The organism is Pseudoalteromonas sp. 78C3, from assembly GCF_002836695.1.
GTDB classification, from domain to species: domain Bacteria; phylum Pseudomonadota; class Gammaproteobacteria; order Enterobacterales; family Alteromonadaceae; genus Pseudoalteromonas; species Pseudoalteromonas arctica.
In genome coordinates this window covers 1-20,445 of sequence record NZ_PJAV01000133.1, presented here as the reverse complement: position 1 = coordinate 20,445, position 20,445 = coordinate 1, and the positions used below count along the sequence as shown (strand labels likewise).

13 protein-coding genes, 4 tRNA genes and 1 pseudogene are annotated in these 20,445 nt (G+C 39.8%); 2 read left to right on the top strand and 16 right to left on the bottom strand.

What is annotated here, in order from left to right; all coding sequences use genetic code 11:
* Positions 1-160 precede the first annotated feature (160 nt).
* On the top strand, positions 161-3,193 hold the full coding sequence (locus CXF76_RS07710) for a TonB-dependent receptor (protein ID WP_007585340.1): 3,033 nt from the start codon (positions 161-163) through the stop codon (positions 3,191-3,193).
* Between the two features lie 523 nt (positions 3,194-3,716).
* Positions 3,717-6,679, top strand: a pseudogene (locus tag CXF76_RS07705) (TonB-dependent receptor).
* A gap of 372 nt (positions 6,680-7,051) precedes the next feature.
* Here the strand turns inward: CXF76_RS07705 and CXF76_RS07700 are convergent.
* The 16 genes from CXF76_RS07700 to CXF76_RS07625 all read right to left on the bottom strand — a co-directional run bounded on the left by CXF76_RS07700 (position 7,052) and on the right by CXF76_RS07625 (position 20,161).
* The gene (locus tag CXF76_RS07700; protein ID WP_024591500.1) at positions 7,052-8,962 is read right to left on the bottom strand and encodes an aminotransferase class V-fold PLP-dependent enzyme; all 1,911 of its coding nucleotides are present in this window, start codon (positions 8,960-8,962) and stop codon (positions 7,052-7,054) included.
* A gap of 294 nt (positions 8,963-9,256) precedes the next feature.
* Complete coding sequence (locus tag CXF76_RS07695) at positions 9,257-9,967, bottom strand: GGDEF domain-containing protein (RefSeq protein WP_157823344.1); 711 nt, start codon at positions 9,965-9,967, stop codon at positions 9,257-9,259.
* On the bottom strand, positions 9,918-10,451 hold the full coding sequence (locus CXF76_RS07690) for a hypothetical protein (protein ID WP_024591502.1): 534 nt from the start codon (positions 10,449-10,451) through the stop codon (positions 9,918-9,920). Before CXF76_RS07690 ends, CXF76_RS07695 begins: the two co-directional genes overlap by 50 nt.
* A gap of 4 nt (positions 10,452-10,455) precedes the next feature.
* Positions 10,456-11,088 (bottom strand): endonuclease III, encoded by a 633-nt coding sequence (gene nth / locus CXF76_RS07685; RefSeq protein WP_024591503.1) that lies wholly within the window; start codon positions 11,086-11,088, stop codon positions 10,456-10,458.
* Positions 11,089-11,137: 49 nt separating this feature from the next.
* Positions 11,138-11,836, bottom strand: a complete 699-nt coding sequence (locus tag CXF76_RS07680; protein WP_101163377.1) for an electron transport complex subunit E — start codon at positions 11,834-11,836, stop codon at positions 11,138-11,140.
* Positions 11,833-12,474, bottom strand: a complete 642-nt coding sequence (gene rsxG, locus CXF76_RS07675) for an electron transport complex subunit RsxG (protein WP_002962266.1) — start codon at positions 12,472-12,474, stop codon at positions 11,833-11,835. The genes CXF76_RS07680 and rsxG overlap by 4 nt, the downstream gene beginning before the upstream one ends.
* On the bottom strand, positions 12,471-13,529 hold the full coding sequence (gene rsxD, locus CXF76_RS07670) for an electron transport complex subunit RsxD (RefSeq protein WP_024607244.1): 1,059 nt from the start codon (positions 13,527-13,529) through the stop codon (positions 12,471-12,473). Before rsxD ends, rsxG begins: the two co-directional genes overlap by 4 nt.
* Positions 13,526-15,628 (bottom strand): electron transport complex subunit RsxC, encoded by a 2,103-nt coding sequence (gene rsxC, locus CXF76_RS07665; protein ID WP_101163376.1) that lies wholly within the window; start codon positions 15,626-15,628, stop codon positions 13,526-13,528. The genes rsxD and rsxC overlap by 4 nt, the downstream gene beginning before the upstream one ends.
* Positions 15,629-15,636: 8 nt before the next feature.
* Positions 15,637-16,191: an electron transport complex subunit RsxB gene (rsxB, locus tag CXF76_RS07660; RefSeq protein ID WP_007585357.1), complete on the bottom strand. Its 555-nt coding sequence runs from the start codon at positions 16,189-16,191 to the stop codon at positions 15,637-15,639.
* Position 16,192: 1 nt separating this feature from the next.
* Positions 16,193-16,774: an electron transport complex subunit RsxA gene (gene rsxA / locus CXF76_RS07655; RefSeq protein ID WP_008172491.1), complete on the bottom strand. Its 582-nt coding sequence runs from the start codon at positions 16,772-16,774 to the stop codon at positions 16,193-16,195.
* 81 nt (positions 16,775-16,855) lie between these two features.
* On the bottom strand, positions 16,856-17,674 hold the full coding sequence (locus CXF76_RS07650; protein WP_101163375.1) for a substrate-binding periplasmic protein: 819 nt from the start codon (positions 17,672-17,674) through the stop codon (positions 16,856-16,858).
* Positions 17,675-17,689: 15 nt separating this feature from the next.
* Positions 17,690-19,633 (bottom strand): EAL domain-containing protein, encoded by a 1,944-nt coding sequence (locus CXF76_RS07645; RefSeq protein ID WP_024592352.1) that lies wholly within the window; start codon positions 19,631-19,633, stop codon positions 17,690-17,692.
* A gap of 148 nt (positions 19,634-19,781) precedes the next feature.
* A tRNA-Asn gene (locus tag CXF76_RS07640) sits at positions 19,782-19,858 on the bottom strand.
* A gap of 30 nt (positions 19,859-19,888) precedes the next feature.
* Positions 19,889-19,965 (bottom strand) — tRNA-Asn (locus tag CXF76_RS07635).
* 21 nt (positions 19,966-19,986) lie between these two features.
* Positions 19,987-20,063: transfer RNA gene (locus CXF76_RS07630), tRNA-Asn, on the bottom strand.
* A gap of 21 nt (positions 20,064-20,084) precedes the next feature.
* Positions 20,085-20,161: transfer RNA gene (locus tag CXF76_RS07625), tRNA-Asn, on the bottom strand.
* Positions 20,162-20,445 lie beyond the last annotated feature (284 nt).

Below are 20,445 nucleotides of genomic sequence, written 5' to 3'. Positions count from 1 at the left end.
AAGTTAAAATTGGTATACCTTATGGTAATATTAAAACGTCAAATTGGTTGATCATCGTGCTGCCTTTAAGTATATTAACGTCAAAGGTCACATAAAATATACATCAGCATAACAAGCTAACACACTAAAATCACACAACAACAACCAGCGGAGAATTCAAATGTCGTTGAAGTCACGAGATAACAATAATTCTACAACAGGGCAGTTTGCAATGCGCCCAGTTGCAAAATGGGTAAGAACAGCGGTCATCGCAGGTATGGCAAGTTCTTGCGTATTTACAGCAAGCGCACAGGAAGATCAGGGAAAAGCGACAGAAGTTGAAGAAGACGTTGAAATAATTAGTGTTACAGGTACACGTAGAACGATTCAAGACCAAATAGCAATTAAACGTGAAGCAACAACGGTAGTTGATGGCCTGTCATCTGAAGATATTGGTGATTTACCAGCACTGTCTATCGGTGAAGCACTGGAATCAATTACAGGTGCTGCATCTCACCGTGAAAACGGTGGTGCAACAGAAATCACTATTCGTGGTCTTGGTCCATTTTTAAGTGCAACGCATATCAATGGTCGTGAAGCGACTAATGGTAGTGGTGACCGCTCAGTTAACTTTTCGCAGTTTCCGTCAGAACTTGTAAAAAAAGTAGCAATTTATAAAACGCAAGATGCGTCAATGATTGAAGGTGGTGTTGCAGGTGTTATTGCACTTGAAACTATAACTCCACTTGATTTTGGCAAGCAACGTGTATCAGCTGAAGTTAAATTAAACTACAACCCTGATGAAGGTAATGTAGATAACTCACTTCAAAGTGACGCGGGTTACCGTGGCACGTTTAGTTATGTTGACCAGTTTGAATTTGATAACGGCCAAGCCGTTGGTGTGTCTTTTGGCGTACAGCGCCAAGATATCAGCCAACCAGAAGCTGAATACAGAAGCTCTAGCCCATCAGGTTCTTCATTATGGGCGTGTTTAAACGATCCTAATAATACCAATGAAGGTTTTTATCGTAGCAGCGCAGGCGACTGTGAAGACCAAGTTAGTGGCAGTAGCAACCAAGGTTACGATACAGAAATTGATCCTGAAACAGGTAAAGCAGTAAGTGATGGTACTCCTTACGCTTGGACTGGCAGTAGCCGTAGTTACCGCCAAAACGAGACATCAGATGAACGTGATGCAATGTTTTTTGCACTGCAATACCAACCGTCAGCTGATTGGGATGTTAACTTTGACGCACAAATATCAGATAGAACACAACAAGAAGCACGCCACGATTTAATCTTTTTACAAAAACGTGCAACACCAGGCGTAACAGGTCCAACACTTGTTACTAATGATGTAGGCGGTATTTTGCACTGGGAAGGTGAAGAGCGCATTGAATCAGCGGGTGAGCAATTTTCTCGTGAAGAAAACTACCAAGGTTACGGCATAAATATAGAACATACAGTTACCGATAGATTAACTGTTGACTTAGATTTAGCGTATTCAAAAACTGAACGTGAAGAACTTCAAATATCTAACCGTGGTAGAACATCAGGTCGTAATTTCTTTTCTTGGGATATGGGCGATGAGATCCCTCATTTCACACTGACAGACTTTGACGTAACAGATATTTCAAACTTTACAGATAGCCTAAGAACACGACTTGACCGTGAAAATGTTCGTGAAAACGAAGTTATCTCAGCGCGACTAGATTTTGACTATACCTTAGATGGCAATGTTTTCACCAGTATTCAAGGTGGTATTAGAACATCTGAAATGACCTTCCTACAGTATGGTGGTAGCCAAGGTAACGGTTCAAGAAACGAATTTACACTAGACTCTGGTACTGAAGCGCTTGACGTATTACAAGGTTGTCAAATCGATTTCCCAGAATCAGGCTTTTTATCGAGTGTATCTGATGGCGATATCGTAACAAATGTTGATAGTGACGGTAACGTTGTAGATAGCGGTACAGGTTCATCATGGGCTACATACGACAACGTATGTTTCTCACAAGCTGTAGCTGGTTCTAACGCTGATGGTGTGTTTGCTTACCCAGAAGTTGAATATGAAAATGCAGGTACAATTGATGTAACAGAAAAAACAACATCAGTGTACTTAATGGCGAATTACGATACTGAAATGTTTGGTAAATTCATTCGCGGTAACTTTGGTCTTCGTATTGTAGACACAGAAGTAACTTCGATTGGCTTTAGAAATAGCTTTGACGTAGTAACAAGCGACACAGGTGTACTTTCTCTGGTTGAATCTGATAATGGTTCATTGGATAAAATAAAAAGCGGTGGTGACTACACGAAGTATTTACCAAGTTTTAACCTAGTTATTGACTACAGTGAAGATATTTTATTCCGTGCAGGTATATACCGTGGTATGTCACGCGCAGATCCATCTGATTTAGGTTACAGCCGTACATTCCAAGAAGATACAGAAGGTACAGCAACATCAATTAGCGATTTATTAGTGGGTGTAAATGGTTCTGGTAACCCGGACACTCAACCGCTTATGTCGTGGAACTACGATGCTGCGTTTGAATGGTACCCTAACGAAGATTCAATCTTAGCGTTAAGCTTATACTACAAACAGTTCAACGGTGGTTTTCAACAACAAACAGTAATTGAAGATTTTACTGTTGCCGGTGAAACTGTTTCATTACCAATTACTAACTCTGTTACATCAGATGAAGACAGTGAAATATTAGGTCTTGAAGCCTCATTTTCTTACCGCTGGGATAACGGCATCGGTATGAAATTTGGTTACAACTATGCAGACACTGATTTTGAGTTCCAAGATAGCTTATACGGCGATACGTTTGAGACTGACGTAGATGGTAATACTACACAGTTAACTGACGGTATTATTGAGTCGGCTTCAGTACCTGGTTTCTCAAAGCATGTATTTAGCAGTCAGCTGTACTACCAAATTGGTGGATTTGATACTGCTGTTATTTACAAATATCGTAGTGAGTATTTCCAACCATATACTACAAATGGTACTCGACTTCGTTATGTTGATGGCGTAGGTGTGTGGGAAATGCGCGCATCATACAAAATTGATGAGCACTTTAGAGTTAAAGCAGAAGCAATTAACTTGTTCAGTGCACCTAAATCACAAGACTTCTTTGTTGAAGGTAACTTAGGTGAAGTGAATGACTACGGCCCACGTTTATTCTTAGGTTTGAGCTACAAGCTATAATAATAGTTAAACATTAAATCACATTAAAAAGGCGGTTTTACCGCCTTTTTTGATCCTCAAATTCTTCAATTTTATATTTTCGATAACATCAACAAACAGTACTTAAAAACTCACTCCTAAATTACGCTACTTGACTAAAAACAATTAAATTGGTTAACCAATAATGCTGTTTATTCAGCACGCCCAACATCATCGGTTTCTCCTGCCTAAATTATTTCATTTTTAAAACGATAACTATTCTAACCTTTGTTATTGACAGCCCTATTTCTAATAGAATTTAAAAACCATAAATAACATCAACTTAAAATGTAAGTTTTGCTTTTAACTTGAAATTTAGTTAGGTTTTTCTATTTTGGTAATAACATATTGCATAATATTTGATCTAAATTCATTACCAAAAGGTTGACCTTTGTAGGTGTGGGTGTAAATATAAAGTTAAGGGTTTGTAATAATTAAGGGCTTTTAATAAAAACAATAAAGTAGCTGGTTAAACATAGCATTTCACACACACAGGAAAAAAACTATGAGTCACAAGTTATCTAAAATTACACTGGCAGTTATATCGGCAACCGCACTTGGTATGTCTTTGTCTACACAGGCGCAAGAAGCTCCAAAAAAAGCTGCAGACGATCTTGAGGTTATTGAGGTTTCAGGCATTCGACAATCGCTTACAAATGCGCTTGCACAAAAGCGTTCAGCAGATAGCCTTGTTGAGATTATTGAGGCTGTCGATATTGGTAAGCTACCAGATCAAAACCTCGCAGAAGTACTTGAAAATGTAACGGGGATTCAAATTACCCGTGAAGCAGGGGTAGGTACGGGTGTTCAAATTCGTGGTACCAATGCTAATCGTACAGAAGTGAACGGCGTATCAACAGTTGGCTCAGGGTCTGGACGAAGTGGCATTAGTTTTGAGGATGTATCAGCTGCAATCATCTCTGGTGTAGAAGTAATTAAGTCACCAGAAGCAAAAACAATCGAAGGCTCTGTGGGCGCAACAATAAACCTTAAAACAATTCGCCCGTTACAGTTAAATGAAACTCTAGGCTCAATTAGAGTCCAAGGTGAAGATAGTAGCTTATCAACAGATGGTGTGACTCCTAGGGTATCGGGTGCTTGGGGTGATAACTGGGAGCTTGATTCGGGCGGTAAGTTTGGTGTTGTATTTAGTGGTAGTTACAGTGAGCAAGACGTAACCGCATTTCGTCCTCGCGCAGATAGAGATAATTCGGTAGCCGCTGATAGTGGTGCTGCAAGTGCACAATCGTTTGATTTTCTACCAGTACAATTTTTAATTCAAGATTACGATAATTACGAATACGAGACAAAAAACTTCGCAGGTACATTTGAATATGCGCCAAACGACAATATGAAATTCTTTTTTGATGCAGTTGTTAATGATCAAGAGCGCCGCCAAGAAAGCTCAAGAGTACAAGCATCTGGCCTAAGTGATCTTAGAAATGTATCAATACCGAGTGAATTTAAAACAGTTAATTTTGGTTCACTTGACGGACAAAACCTGGGCAGCATACAGGCGGCCGTAAGAGGCGTGATTCCGGTTGAAGACGGTGGTGGCGATCCTAACTTACGTTTTTCTAGCGATACTAATTCACGCATCACAAAGAGCAAAATATTTAGAATAGGGGGCGAATGGCAAGGCGATAGATTATTTGCAAGTGTTGAAGCCTCAACCTCTCGTTCTGATTCAACTACACCAAGTTTTAATACAACGCTCAATTTTATAAATCCAAATGTCGCTACTAATTCGTCAAATGAAAACGGTACTCCTTTTGAGTATGATCTTACAGGTGATGCACTTACATTTGGCATTGCAACGGGGGAGGCAAACGCGCCAACAATGGCTCAATTACTCGACCCTGCAAATGTTGTTCTACGTGACGTAAACCAAGGGCAAGATGAGTCAGAAAATACAGAAGATGCGTTTCGTACAGATTTTACATATTACTTAGATGATGTAATAACGTCAGTCGATTTTGGTTACCGCTACAGTAAAACGAGTAGTGTGTCGGATCAAGTTCGCTCTAACGTTGGTTTAAGAAATATGGCTGATAGCCCAACGGGTGATTTATTTGCACAATTATTAACAGCGGGCCCAGATAACTTTAACGATGGTGATGGGCGAGCACTCTATATTCGTGATTTCTTACTTATAAACCCAGAGCTTGCATCCTCTGATCCACAAGCCGTATTAGCAGCGCTTAACCAAGCGATTGAAGCTAATAATGCAATAACGGGTTCTGATCGCGGTCCAATAAGTTCACCAACGTCTCAAGTAAATGCATTTTTTGATATTGAAGAAGAAACGCATGCCTTATACGCACAAGCTAATTTTGGTATGGCATGTTTCGCGGTAACTTTGGCCTACGTTATTTAGAGACTGAAGTTACATCGCTAGGTAACTCTGTTACTCAAGATGGAAGTGGCAACGAACTGGTTACTCAGCTAACGTCAAAAGGTGATTACGATTTCTTTTTACCTCGATTCAATTTAGCCGCGAATGTAAGTGAAGATGTGATTGTTCGTTTAGGTTGGTCAAAAGATATTAGGCGCCCAGATTTTGATGACCTATCTACATCTGTTACGTTTGGCACCAGCCCTAATAGTGCCGTTTCAATTGGTAATTCAGGCTTAGCGCCAGAAGAAGTAACCTCTTTCGATATATCTACAGATTGGTATTTTGCACCCGCTGCTTTGTTAAGTGTGGGGTACTTTCATAAAACACGTAGCGATTTGCACGTTACACAACAAGTTGACCCATTTGAAGACCCAAGCACAGGCTTTCGCGATACAAATGGTCCAGAGTGTGAAGGCGGCGGCATATTTAATCCAATTGCAGACATAAACGTGTTTGGCCCAGATGCTGGCGTAGGGTTATGTGTTCCTACGCAAACTACTATTAATGATTCAGGTGAAACAACACAGCAAGGTATTGAGCTTGCAGCTCAATACGACTTATCAAGTTTTGAAAAAGAGCTAGGTTGGGCATCAGGTTTTGGTGTGGTTGCTAACTATACCTATCAAGAATTTTCTGGTGGTGAATCATTTGACACTGCAACGAGTCGTGCAAATGCAGTTTTTGCATTAACAACCGGTAACCCGGATGCAGACATAAGTGCTAAGCAATCACTCATTGATCTGTCAGAAAACGCATATAATATTACATTTTACTATGAGAAATACGGTCTATCTGCTCGAGCGCGTTACACGTGGCGCGAAGGGTACCGTTCAACTGACTTTGGTAGCACCTCGAGCTTTCCATGGGGTTTCCCTGTTGTACAAGAAGACAGAGGGCAGCTTAATGCCAGCATAAGTTATGATGTGAACGATCAGCTAAATATCGGTATTGAAGCCGTTAACTTAACTGAATCAGAAGTTAGCCAGTCTTGTGTTAACGAAGGTGCTTTACTTTGTTTCCAAGGTATTACAGACCGCCGTATTACATTTGGCGCAAGCTATAGATTTTAAAAGTTATAGTTAAATCGAGTCTATGAGTGTGTGTATTTAAAGACGCTAAAAGCAAGCCACCTGGCTTGCTTTTTTTCACCTAAAATTAGTTAATATTTTTAAGAATGATTTATTCCACTTTGTATTTTACTTTTAAATACTGTTAAAGCGGCAATGTCTTGCGACACTGCCACCAGTAATTATACCAACCTGCATAAATCTTTGATCAATTTAACGAATTAAATTACACTATAACGTCGTTAAAAATTTTTTATTTAGAACAACTAGATACAAAAATTTTTGCCTAGTTCTAGCGTAATTTTCTTAACGTTAAATAGACCCCGTATATAAGCAGATTGGTATTATTATCGAGATAGTATTAAACCAATACCGTTACTTCTTAACCTTACCCTTAAGAACATAAATTTCACCATCGAAACTGCCTTGTATCGTCAGTCCTTGGCTTGCTAACTCTTGTAAATATTCGATATGGTCATTAGTGATATGCTGGCCTGGGACTAAAAGCGGAATGCCCGGTGGATATGGAGTAACTAAACCTGCACAAATGCGGTTGTTGCTTTTACTGATAGGCACAGATTCGCGGTCGCCATAAAAAGCATCGCTTGGAATACACGCCAAGTCTATGGCAGGTAAATTTTCAGGTAAGCGGGCTCTACGCGTCGATTTCGATAGTTTTACCTTACCGCTGTCTAGCTTTTTCAACGCATTGTACAAACGAATTATTTTTGAGCGCGTGCCGCCAAGCGTAAGTAAAACCAAAATGGTGCTGTGTGTGTATTTTTCTATCTCTAGCCCAATTTCATCCAGTAGATATTTATGAATATCTTTTAATGAGTAAGGTAGCTCACTAATATCAATAAGGATTTTTAATGGGTCGTGGCCCATGTTATCACCACTAAAATGCGGGAATATTTCCATAAAGTCTTGCTTAGCTAATACTTTAATTTGCTTAAGCGAGGCCATCTGTTGTTTAAACTCTTCAACATGATTTAGTAGCGCATTGAGCAGCTTATAGCCTTCCATCTCTAATTGCTTTTGGCACACGTCAAGCGATGCAATAAGCTGATATTTAGGCGATGTACTAGCGTAGATACTATAAATCTCTCGAAAGAAATCGGCATCAAAATCGGGGTCGTTAATATGAATATAAGACGCTTGAGAAAACGCCGATACTACTTTATGCGCCGAATGCGTAATGTAGTCAGCCCCAGCATGTATCGCAGAATAATGACGAAAACTAGGATGAAACAAAGAGTATGCAAACCAGGCTTCATCTATAAACACCTTAATACCATATTGATGAGCATAATCTACGACTTGTTTTAGGTCGCTAAGTAGGCCATCGTAAGTACAACCGGTAAGCACTAGTAATTTAGCATCAGTATTGTTTTCAATTGCTAATTTGATGTCGGCTAACGACGGTGGCGCGAAAATGCCATATTTTGGATTTAAGATACTCGCCAAATAAATGGGGTAACTAGCTGATTGCAAGATGCCATAGTGTACGGACTTATGGCAATTACGGTCGACAATTACTTTATCTCCCTTGCGCAGCAGTGTCTGCAAGATGATTTTATTTGAGGTAGATGAACCATTTGTAACAAAGTAGGTGTGCTTAACCTCAAACGTAGCCGCGGCTGATTCTTGAGCGCGACCAATGGTATTGGTGCTGTCTGATAATGAACCTAGCGAGTCTACCGAAACCGACAGGTCGCCAACAAATACATTACGGCCGTAAAACTGATAAAAATCTTTGATGTAAGGGGAGTTTCTAAAGCTAGAACCCCCACTATGACCAGGTGTGTGCCAAGAGTCGTTTGCTTCACCGACGTAACGACGATACGCCGTCCAGAATGGCGTTTCAGAGCGGTCGTCAAAATCGTTGATCATATAACCTAAAATCGCTTCTGGGTCAGAAATCACTTCATCTTTAAAAAAGAAAGATTCAATTTCTTCTGATTCGTTTACGATCTCCAGCCCTTTAGTGTCGTCGCCAATAACATAAACCGGCAGCTCGAGACGAATTGCCTTTAAATCCTCGATAAAGCGGCTATACATCCGCTCACCCACTTTGTTGTGCATATCCCAGCTTAGAACTACGGCTTGAATATCACCATCTTCCTCTACACATTCCAGCGCGTGTTTAAGCTCGAGGCATTCAATAATATCGATATGGATATCGTCTCGCTCAAAGTTAGGAATGGTCTTTGACAGATTAGTTGAAAGCCCTTGTAAGGTGGCTGGGTCTTGTTCAATTATCAAGATACGAAGTAGAGGTAGCATAGAGGGTTTCGCAATATAATTTTATAATGCTCACTAGCATAACCAAAGGAGTGAGCGTTGTGAAATTAATACTTTGATAATGTTCTATTAATAGTCACATTCTGCGGGTTATCTAAATTAAATTACAAAAATATTGCTAGGCCTTGGGTTAAAAATACGACTCAATTTATTGTTAGTGAGCGTTTAGTTAATGCGGCGCAATTTATTAATAATATAGAATCGACTGGCAGCTAAACGATTAGCTATCTTATCACTAGAGTTCGAATAGAAGTGTGCTAGCCAAGGTTTAACCTGTTAGTTATCAAATACGATAACTTGATTTTTACCAGCACTTTTAGCTTGATATAACAGTTTATCTGCGTTTTCATATAATTTTTCAAACTTACAGTGTTTTGTATCGCCTTTATCTACACCAGCACTAATTGTAACTCTTTGCAATTCAGGTGATATATCAGTTAAATTAAGACTCGCAATTGCCTCTACAAGCCGTTGTGAAATCATTTTTACAATTTCAACATCATGGCTAGGAAAGAAAACTACAAACTCTTCTCCGCCATATCGCCCTACAATATCTTTCTCTCTAGTTTGAAATTTTAGAGCATGGGCTACTCTTTGAAGGACTTTGTCACCAGCATTATGTCCAAATTGATCATTGATGAGTTTAAAGTTATCTATATCTGCAATTAGTAAAAAGCCGCTTTGTTTATCTAAGCGTGAAACTTGTTCATGGAAGCCTCTCCTATTTAATACTTTTGTCAAAGGGTCGATTAACGATTCATTAGTGATGGTTATATTTAGTCGTTTTAATCTTTTAATATGTCGAAATGAGAAAAGTAAAATTAGAATGAAAAAGCTAAGATTAATGAACAGAATTATATTTAACCTAATATGATCAGCCGCTTTGTTTTGCCAATCTATTTCGCTTGGAAATGCAAAGCTACTGAATAAAGAAAGGCTAATTAGTGCTAAATTTAAAATATACATTTTTTGATAAAGTAGAAACACAAATTAGGCAACTTATAAATGAATGTAATAATAGACCTTGAATACCAATACTTAAATAGGGCCCAATCATCTTTGCATCAGATACATCTAGCAAAACACCCCATGAAACAACCAGGTATAAAAATCCAATTAAGAGTAGAGATAAAGATATCGTTTCAGGCTTCAACTTAGTTACATACGTTGAAAATAAAATTATAAGAAGTAATGAGCTTATAGAAGATAAAACAGTCATCGGCTCAAACCAAAAACTTGGGGCCTCAATAAAAGAATGATTTTCATTAGCTTCCCAAAACTCAGGAAAGGTCAAAACCTGTAAAAGATCGACATTTGAAAATATGATCAAAAGTTCTTCAAATGTTACTCCCGCAACAGACTCGTTAAAAGCAATAAAGGTGATAAAGCCATTTGAAAGCCAGATACAGAAGGCTGAAGTAATTGCTAAAAGCAAATTGTATAATTGAGTTTTACCACTATAGCTTTTCAACTCGTTATTCCGTTTTTTCTTTAAACTCACACAAGTCTTCAATAATACAGCTGCCACACTTTGGTTTACGCGCTACGCAGGTGTAACGCCCGTGCAGTATTAACCAATGGTGAACGTCTACTTTAAATTCTTTTGGTACAACCTTTTCAAGCTTTTGTTCTACAGCGACAACATCTTTACCCATGGCAAGCTTGGTACGGTTAGATACACGAAATATATGTGTATCCACGGCTATTACAGGCCAGCCAAAGGCGGTATTGAGTACAACATTAGCTGTTTTACGGCCAACGCCTGGTAGAGCCTCTAACGCTTCACGATTTTCTGGCACGATGCTGTTATGTTCATCCACCAAAATTTGGCACATTTTGTACACGTTGGCAGCTTTAGAATTAAATAAGCCAATGGTTTTTATATAATCACGCAGTGTGTCGTGCCCAATATCTAAAATGGCTTGGGGTGTATTAGCAACAGGGAACAACTTTCGAGTGGCTTTATTAACGCCTACATCGGTTGCTTGCGCTGAGAGTGTTACTGCTACTAGTAACTCAAACGGGCTTGAATATTCAAGCTCTGTAACTGGGTGCGGGTTATCGTCGCGCAGGCGCGACAGTATTTGGTGACGTTTTTCTTTATTCATGCAACTTAAAACGTATTAGTGCTAATTGTTGCTCTAATACGTTTTCCCCTTAAGTTAAGCTAGTAACACGTGCTCGAGGGCCTTTTTCAGCCTCTGGCGGTGCAACTTGTTTTGATTTTATTTGTGCGTCAATTACGTTTTTTGCAGCAATAAGTAGCCCAAGCCCTAAAAAGGCACCCGGTGGTAAAATTGCGAGTAAAAATTGGTTATCAAAGTTAAATACTTCTATGCGCAAGCTCTGTGCCCATGGGCCAAGTAATAAGTCGGCACCGTCAAACAGCGTACCTTGGCCGATTAGTTCGCGCATAGTACCTAATACTAACAGTACAGCCATAAAGCCTAAGCCCATCATTAAGCCGTCAAATGCTGATAAATGAACAGGGTTTTTAGAGGCATATGCTTCGGCGCGGCCAATAATGGCGCAGTTAGTTACAATCAACGGAATAAAAATTCCCAATGATTGATATAAACCAAAGGTATAAGCGTTCATAAGTAATTGAACTATTGTTACAAAGCCCGCGATGATCATTACAAATACAGGTATACGAATATCTTTTGGCACCCAGTTACGCACAATTGATACGGTAACATTAGAGCCTATTAGTACGAGTAAAGTTGCTAAGCCTAAACCTAAGGCATTTGTTACAGTTGAGGTAACGGCAAGCAGTGGACATAAACCTAAAAGCTGCACAAGGGCAGGGTTATTTACCCACATACCATCTTTGTATAATGTTTTTAACTCACTCATTTAGCTACCTCCATACATTCGGCATTAGGTGCTGCAAAAATATCATCAAAATTAGTTTGTGCGAACAATACGGCATTTTTAACAGAGCCCACAACAGCACGTGGCGTTATGGTCGCGCCTGTAAATTGATCAAACTGGCCGCCATCTTTTTTAACAGCCCAGCGAGCGTCTTCTTCGCCTTCAACCGTTAAGCTTTTAAATGTTGTGATCCAAAGTGATTTTTTAACTTCTACTTTGTCGCCTAAACCAGGGGTTTCTTCGTGTTTAGTCGTACGCACGCCAGCAATAGTGCCATCACTCAATACAGCTGTTAATAAGTTAATATCGCCACTGTAGCCGTTTGGCGTAACATGCCTAATAACAACAGCGACTGGTTTATTGTTTTTACGAGCACGGTAAATTACTTGGTTTGCGTGTGGGCCTAGCTTTTCGTCAGTAATAATTACGCAATCTTGCGATAATTGATTGTCGTACGATTTTGGGTCGAGCACTTCTTGTAGCTGCGCAGTAAGTTGCAGTTGTTCTTGCTCTGCAATTTTATCGGCAGTAAGCGCGTTGATAGAGGCAACTAAGCCCGTTGTTGCTAACGCAAACGCAGTTAAAATAGCACCATTTTTAGCCATTGACGAAATGATCATTTTACTGCTCCATGGCCATAAGTACGTGGCTGTGTGTAGTAGTCTATTAGCGGCACTGCAATATTAATCAATAATACGCTAAATGCGATGGCATCAGGAAAACCACCAAAGGTACGAATTAAATAAATTAGTAAGCCAATTAGCGCGCCATAAATTAAGCGCCCTTTGTTAGTTGTTGCTGCAGATACCGGATCGGTTGCTATAAAAAAGGCACCCATCATAGTGGCACCACTTAATAAGTGAAATAGGGTGCCCGGCTCTGTACCAGGTGATGCGATATAACCAATAGCACTACATACAGCTAAAGTTACGATAAAACTGACAGGGATATGCCAGTTAATTATTTTTGCTTTTAATAAGTATAAACCACCCACTAAAAAGCCTAAGTTAACCCACACCCAACCAAGGCCAGCCCATTCGTTAAATAATGGCTTTTGCATGCTTTCGGTAACGGTTAAACCGTGTGCTATGTCTGTTTTAACAGTATCCAGCGGTGTTGCCATTGTTAGGCCATCAACCCCTGCACGTACTTGATCTAGGCTAAACCCAGAGGCCGTAAAATCGGTGAATATTAGCCTTAGCTGATCAGCAAAGCCTATTGGCGTATTTATTAAATCGGTGACAGGCAACCATGCGGTCATTTGCACTGGGAACGAAACTAAAAGCAGTACATAAGCCGCCATTGCTGGATTGAATAAATTAAACCCAAGGCCGCCATAAAGCTGTTTAACTATAACAATAGAAAATAAACAGCCAATAACGATTATCCACCAAGGGGCAAGTGGAGGGATACTCAATGCCAATAACACGGCAGTAAGCCACGCACTGCCATCACTTAATGCAGGCCAAACAGGGCGCTTTCGTATTAGCATTATTGCAGCTTCAAATACGCTTACAGCAACAAGCGCTAGTACCAGTTGAATAAGCACACCTGTACCAAAAAAGAAAACTTGAGCAATTAGCCCAGGAATACACGCAGCAATAACGCTAAGCATTAATCGCGTTAACGATTTATGGCTGTGATTATGCGGCGAACTGGCCATGGTTAATTTCATGACTGATTATTTCCTTCTTTTTGTAACTTTTTAGCTTTTGCTCTCGCAATTGCAGCAGCCACGGCGGCTTTTTTCTTATCGTCGGCTGATTTAGATTTATCTGCGTTAATAAGAACTGATGAGTCATCGGTGTTACTTTCTGCACTCTTAGGTGCTGCGCTATCAACTTGTAGCTCTTGGGGCTGAGTTTGTTCGGTAACATCTAGTGCTTTAGCCGCTTTTTTAGCTTTAGCACGAGCTATGGCCGCAGCTACGGCTGCTTTTTTGTCATCAACAGGTGCATCAGTTTGTGGCTCTTCACTTGCTGCTTGTTCAGCGTTATCTAATGCTTGTGCTGCTTTTTTAGCTTTAGCTCGAGCAATGGCTGCAGCGACTGCTGATTTTTTATCATCAACGGGCGCAGTATCGGCCGATTCATCTGTTTGAGATTTTTGCTCTTTATATTTACGCGCTTGCTCTTTACGTAGTGCGCGCTCTTTTGCTACTTCGCTGTTGTCAGGTTCTAATTCAGCAGATTGATCGCCTAGCTTTTTAGCTTTAGCGCGTGCAATAGCGGCTGCAACAGCTGATTTTTCATCGCCGTTATCTGATTTATTTTTAACGCGGGCTAGTGCCTCTGCTACTTTTTGCTTTTCGTCAGCAGATTTAGCGGCAGGTTTACGTTTATGGCGGTTTTGACGTTCTTCTTGCTCGCGATCTAAACGCTCTTTTCGTGCATCAAAACGCTCTTTTGCTCTGTCGGCTTTAATTTTGTCAGCTTGTTGTTCTTTAATTTCAACTTTGGCTATACGGTAGTACTGTACAAGAGGGATTTCGCTTGGGCACACATATGCACAAGCACCACACTCAATACAGTCAAATAAATTATGCTCTTGTAGTTTGTCGTACTCTTTTGATTTAGCAAACCACTGCAATTGCTGTGGTAATAAAGAAGCAGGGCAGGCATCGGCACAAGCGCTACAACGTATACAGGCTTTTTCAGGGCCGGGCTCCGCAAGCTCTTTATGATCAGGCGCTAAAATACAGTTAGTTGTTTTAACTATGCCAATACGCACTGTGGGTAGCGTAAAGCCCATCATTGGGCCGCCCATTACAACACTTTGCTGCGGTACAGGTGAGAAACCTTGGCAATCAAGTAAATGCTTTATTTCAGTGCCAAGTAGTGCCCATACATTCCCAGGCTTATGAATAGTGTTACCTGTTACCGTAACTATACGTTCAATGAGTGGTTTACCTTCATAAACGGCTTGTTGTACGGCAAACAAAGTCCCGGTGTTATGCACTAAAATACCAATATCGGCAGGAATACCAATGCTAGGAACTTCACGGTTAGTAAGTAATTTAATTAATTGCTTTTCACCGCCAGATGGATAAATAGTGGGCACCGTTTGAATAATAATTTTTGAGTTATGCTCAGCTGCTTGCTTCATTGCTGCAATAGCTTCTGGCTTATTATCTTCTATACCCACAATGCACAGCGTTGGATTTAAAAGTTGCTGCATTATTTCAATGCCTTGGATAACTTCTTTAGCGTGTTCGCGCATTAAAACGTCATCGGCAGTAATATAAGGTTCGCACTCAACAGCATTTACAATTAAAAATTCGATAGGTTGCTTGGTATCTGCTTTTACATAAGTAGGAAAACCAGCACCACCCATACCGCTAATACCGGCTTGGTGAATAATATTTATCAGCTCGTCATGACTAAGCTCAGCAGGATTTTTATTTTTATTTAGAGCTACCCATTCGTCTTTGCCGTCTGGTTCAATAATAACACTTAGTTCAGGTAGGGCCGATGGGTGTGCTGATGGCATAGGTGCAATATCAGTAACCACGCCAGAGCTTGGCGCATGCACAGGTACCGACCAGTTAGCAGCAGGCGCTGTAAGTGGTTGACCTTTTAAGACGTGTTGGCCTTTTTCTACAAGTAACTTACCGTTTGCACCTATGTGCTGCTTAAGCGCAACAATGAGTTTGTCGGGCAAAGGTAGGCGAGTGATACTCGCACTATTAGAGAGTGATTTTTGTTGTGGTGGGTGTATGCCGCCAGGAAATGCCCACACGGTGCCTTTTTTTATTTGTTCAAGTAACTTGTCCACTCAAACCTCTAATCTATTTGTGTAACAGGAATAGCATCTAGCTGCCATTTCCAGTTTTGTTTAGTTTCGGCTACAGGTAGCATATCAATGCAATCTACAGGGCAAGGCTCAACACATAAATCACAGCCAGTACATTCATCAATTAACACAGTGTGCATTTGACGAGTAGCGCCTAAAATAGCGTCAACCGGGCAGGCTTGAATACATTTGGTACAGCCAATACATTCATCTTCGCGAATATAAGCCACTGTTTTTATAGGTTCTGCTTGCTCGCCACCGGCAAGTGGTTTTTCATCAACACCCATTAAGCCGGCAAGCTTTTTCATGGTTGATTCGCCGCCCGGTGGGCATTTATTTATTTCATCGCCATTGGCTATGGCTTCGGCGTAAGGGCGACAACCCGGGTAGCCACATTGTCCGCATTGAGTTTGCGGCAAAATAGTATCAATTTGCTCAACAATAGGGTTACCTTCAACGCGAAAGCGAATTGCTGCAAACCCTAAAATAAGTCCAAAAATGAGTGCTAGCGAACCAATCGCTATCAAGGCATAAAACAAGGTCATATTAAAACTTCACTAATCCAGTAAAACCCATAAACGCCATCGACATTAAGCCTGCAGTGATCATTGCAATAGAGGCGCCTTTAAAAGGCGTAGGAACGTCAGCAGCAGCTAAACGCTCTCGTAGTGCTGCAAACAATACAAGCACTAAAGAAAAACCAACCGCAGCACCAAAACCATACACTGCAGATTGTAAAAACGAATGATCTTCTTTGATATTTAATAAAGCCACACCTAATACCGCACAGTTAGTGGTGATCAGCGGTAAAAATATGCCTAATAAACGATATAGAGTAGGGCTTGTTTTACGTACAACCATTTCGGTAAATTGCACTACAACGGCAATCACTAAAATAAAGCTCATGGTGCGTAAAAAGGCGATATCCAGAGGGATTAAAATATATTGATTAACTAAATAGCTAGTTACAGAGGCAAGAGTAAGCACAAACGTGGTTGCCAAAGACATACCAATCGCCGTATCAAGCTTACCTGATACGCCCATAAACGGACATAAGCCTAAAAATTGTACTAATACAAAGTTATTAACCAGAACGGTTCCAATCAATAACAAGACATATTCTGTCATGTGTGCCTCACGCTATAATAAACGTGGGTATTATCCTTTTTTCTTTATCGATTAACAACACATGAGAAGCAAATAAACGACTCAATCAGTAATGATATTAAAGTGACTTAAGATTTCAGGGGTAATTAGAATAGGATCGATATTATATGGCTTTAAAATATCTTTAAATTGATCGTGCTCTTGGTATAAATCTAATAGTGCTTTATTAAATAGGGCAATTTGTTCAGGAGATAATTGAATTTTATTAAAACCAATAAAATAGGGGGATTCGCTTTGTAAAAAGGCCAAATTAACATGATGTAAGTTAAATTGTTTTAGCCTAGCGCGTGCTTGTAAAGTATTGGCAAAGTACCCATCTATACGATTGTTTTCTATCATTTTTACACCCGTGCCATTGGCATCGGTGAGTAAAACAATATCAAATTCCCTCAATCCGTCTTTAATCATTTGTTGCTGTATTTTGATTAGTTGAAAAGATGCATTTGAAGGGCCAAAAACAGCAATTTGCATTTTTTGTAGATCATTGAGGCTTTTGATGGTTTTTTTTGCACCCTCAGGTTGAAAAAAGGCATATTGCATTTTCATAAGCGGGATCGAAAAATAAAGCCATTCGTCACGGTCAAGATTCCAGCCCATAGGAAAGTTTCCTTGAGCTTGCAGGTTTTTTAACATGAGCTTAGAGCGACGATTTGGTACGCTGATAAACTCACATTTATAATTGAGGCGTTTACACGCTAAGGTAAGTATATCAACAAAGGGGCCAGCGGCATTATCGTGTTCATCAACAAATGAAAATGGAGGATAGTTGTGAGTGCTAAAAACTAATTCTTTTTGCGGGCCGTTTGCGTACAAACTCAAAGGCATAATAAAAAGTATAATAAAGGTAATTACTCTTTTCATGATGCCTCCAATAGACTATATGTCTTTAGGTTTTTCTATGTAATAACCTTGAACGCCATCTAAACACAACGTTTCTATAATGTGCTTTTCTTCTTGGCTCTCAACGCCCTCAGCAAATACGCTAACACCAATGCGGTGGGCTAAATCGACCATTAAGCGCATAAAGTACTGATTGTTTTTATCGTCTTCGAGGCCGCGAGTATAACTTGCGTCCATTTTAATAAAGTCAGGTTTTAAATCTCGGAAAAACTTAAATGAAGTTAAGCCAACACCAAAACGTTCAACTGTAACGCGTGCGCCAACACGGTGAACCATGTCGATAAAGCGCTTACTAGCCTTGATGTTTTGCTGTAAACCAAACTCACTTACTTCAAATACAAGTTTAGATGCAATATGCGTATCTTTCAATAATCGGCGCTCTAGCCAAATTACAAACTGATCGTTGTGTGCACTAGAGGCTGTTACATTTAAACCAAAAAACTTTTCAGATAAATTACGGCTTTTAACCTTTTCAAGAGAAGAGTCTATTATCAGGCGATCAATTTCTATTGCCATATCAAGCTTTTCGGCCATCGCTAAAAAAGAAGCGGTAGGCAGTACTTGATTGTCTTCTGTTTTAAATCGAACTTGTACTTCAGCGTAGGCTTTTATGCTTTTACCAAGCGGCATAATGTTTTGCATCACCAAATGCACACGTTTAGATTCAATAACTTCTTTAATAACCTTACGCCAGTTTTGATTACCAAAACCCGCACTTACGTTATTAACTAAATCGGTTTCACGTTGTACGTGCCATGCGTTTACTTGTTTTGATTGCGCCATACTCATCGCGTTATCAACAACAGAAAGCAATTCGCCTAACGGCTTACCTTTTTCGTAACCTACAATACCCGTATTAGCTACCGAGCTTAACTCTTGGTTTTGTTGGTACTGCGTGAAGCGCGATTGCAGGTTTTCACCAAAGCGCTCAGCTTCTTTTAAAGGAATGTGGGGGAGTACTACCGCAAAGTCAGAGCTGTTTAATCTAAATATTTGGCTGCCAGTGTAAGTGCCGCTTATGTGCTTAATAATATCGGCAACGCCTTTTACGTATTCATCACCTTTTTGATAACCACGGCTTTGGTTTATAGCTTGTAGTTCGCTACAACGAACCATAGCTAAAGAACCAAATGTACTTTGCTCAGTGTTTTCAATATTTTTTTCGTAGTACTCAACAAACATATTACGATTACCAAGCGAGGTAATTACATCTTTGTACGCTTCATGCTTAATAGTCATAGCAGCGCTTTGTATGTCTTCGTTTTTGTTTTTTAAGAAATGTGATAACCGATTAAAGCTAGGTACTAAATCTTTTCCCATTTTTTTCAATCGAGTGCCATCTAGTGCTGTTTCTAAATCATTATCAACTTGGTTTTGATTGATATAAATATCGATAATGTCAGCAACTGTTGTACTTATGTTTTTATTTAAATGGTAAAAAATAGATTTCATTAGAATTATTGGAATAATAACTAAAATGGCAGAAATCAAAATAACAATAAAAAGGGAGGTTTGTAGCTGCGACGCTAAATGCTCAATGTTAAGTACAAATTCAACTTTTATATCTGAGGCGTCATTTACAGCAAACTGAGGGCGCACTGAGTTAAAGTTAGAGAGTACAAAATCAGCAAACATTGGTAATTGAGTAGGGGGGTTAATGCTAAATATTTCAGCCCCTTGGTAATCTCTTAGAGTGAAACTTGAAAACGTTTTACCATCTGCAATTGATTGTTTTAAATTTTGAGCAGAAATATCGTCTAAAGAAAGGTCATTAATATACTTAGTAACAGTAGTTTGCGCACTTTTTTGTGCATCACTTACCGCAGTATCAAAGCTTATAGATATGAAGTAGCTTCCTGCTGCAACACACAATAACCAAGAGATAATTTGTATAAAAATAAGTTTTTTAAATCCAGCCATGTTTTCAGTCTTTTAATAATTCAAAAGGGAAGGAATCAAGTCCTTGATTAATAAACTAAGTACAGCGCATTAAGGAATAAACTAATGCTTTAGTTATATAAGGAAGAGTAGTGGAATTAGCTTGAGATGTCTATGAAATTCTTAGAATTGGCTCCCCCTCCCCGACTCGAACGGGGGACCTGCGGATTAACAGTCCGTCGCTCTAACCAACTGAGCTAAGGGGGAACTAAAAGTAGTGATATTATTATGATGATTTGGCTCCCCCTCCCCGACTCGAACGGGGGACCTGCGGATTAACAGTCCGTCGCTCTAACCAACTGAGCTAAGGGGGAACTACATCATAAACATAAACTTGGCTCCCCCTCCCCGACTCGAACGGGGGACCTGCGGATTAACAGTCCGTCGCTCTAACCAACTGAGCTAAGGGGGAATCGTTTATGGTTGAAAAACTTGGCTCCCCCTCCCCGACTCGAACGGGGGACCTGCGGATTAACAGTCCGTCGCTCTAACCAACTGAGCTAAGGGGGAAGCGTCTTGCCTTTCAACGGGGCGAAATATTAATGACCGCGCCGCAAAGTGTCAACATATAAAAGTCATAAATTGAAAAAAGAGGTTTATTCGTTGTTTTTGTGTTCGATCTGCGTGTTTTATAGCTCTATTAAAGTTACTTTTTTAAAAATTTAAGAATAACAATGTGACTTTTATTATTGCTGAGTCTTCAAATTGGTTAAATTAAACACGGTATTAAAGTGGCTTGTTATTAAAAAACAACTCAAAAACATAAAAACTCATTTTTTACTTAGCGATATTTT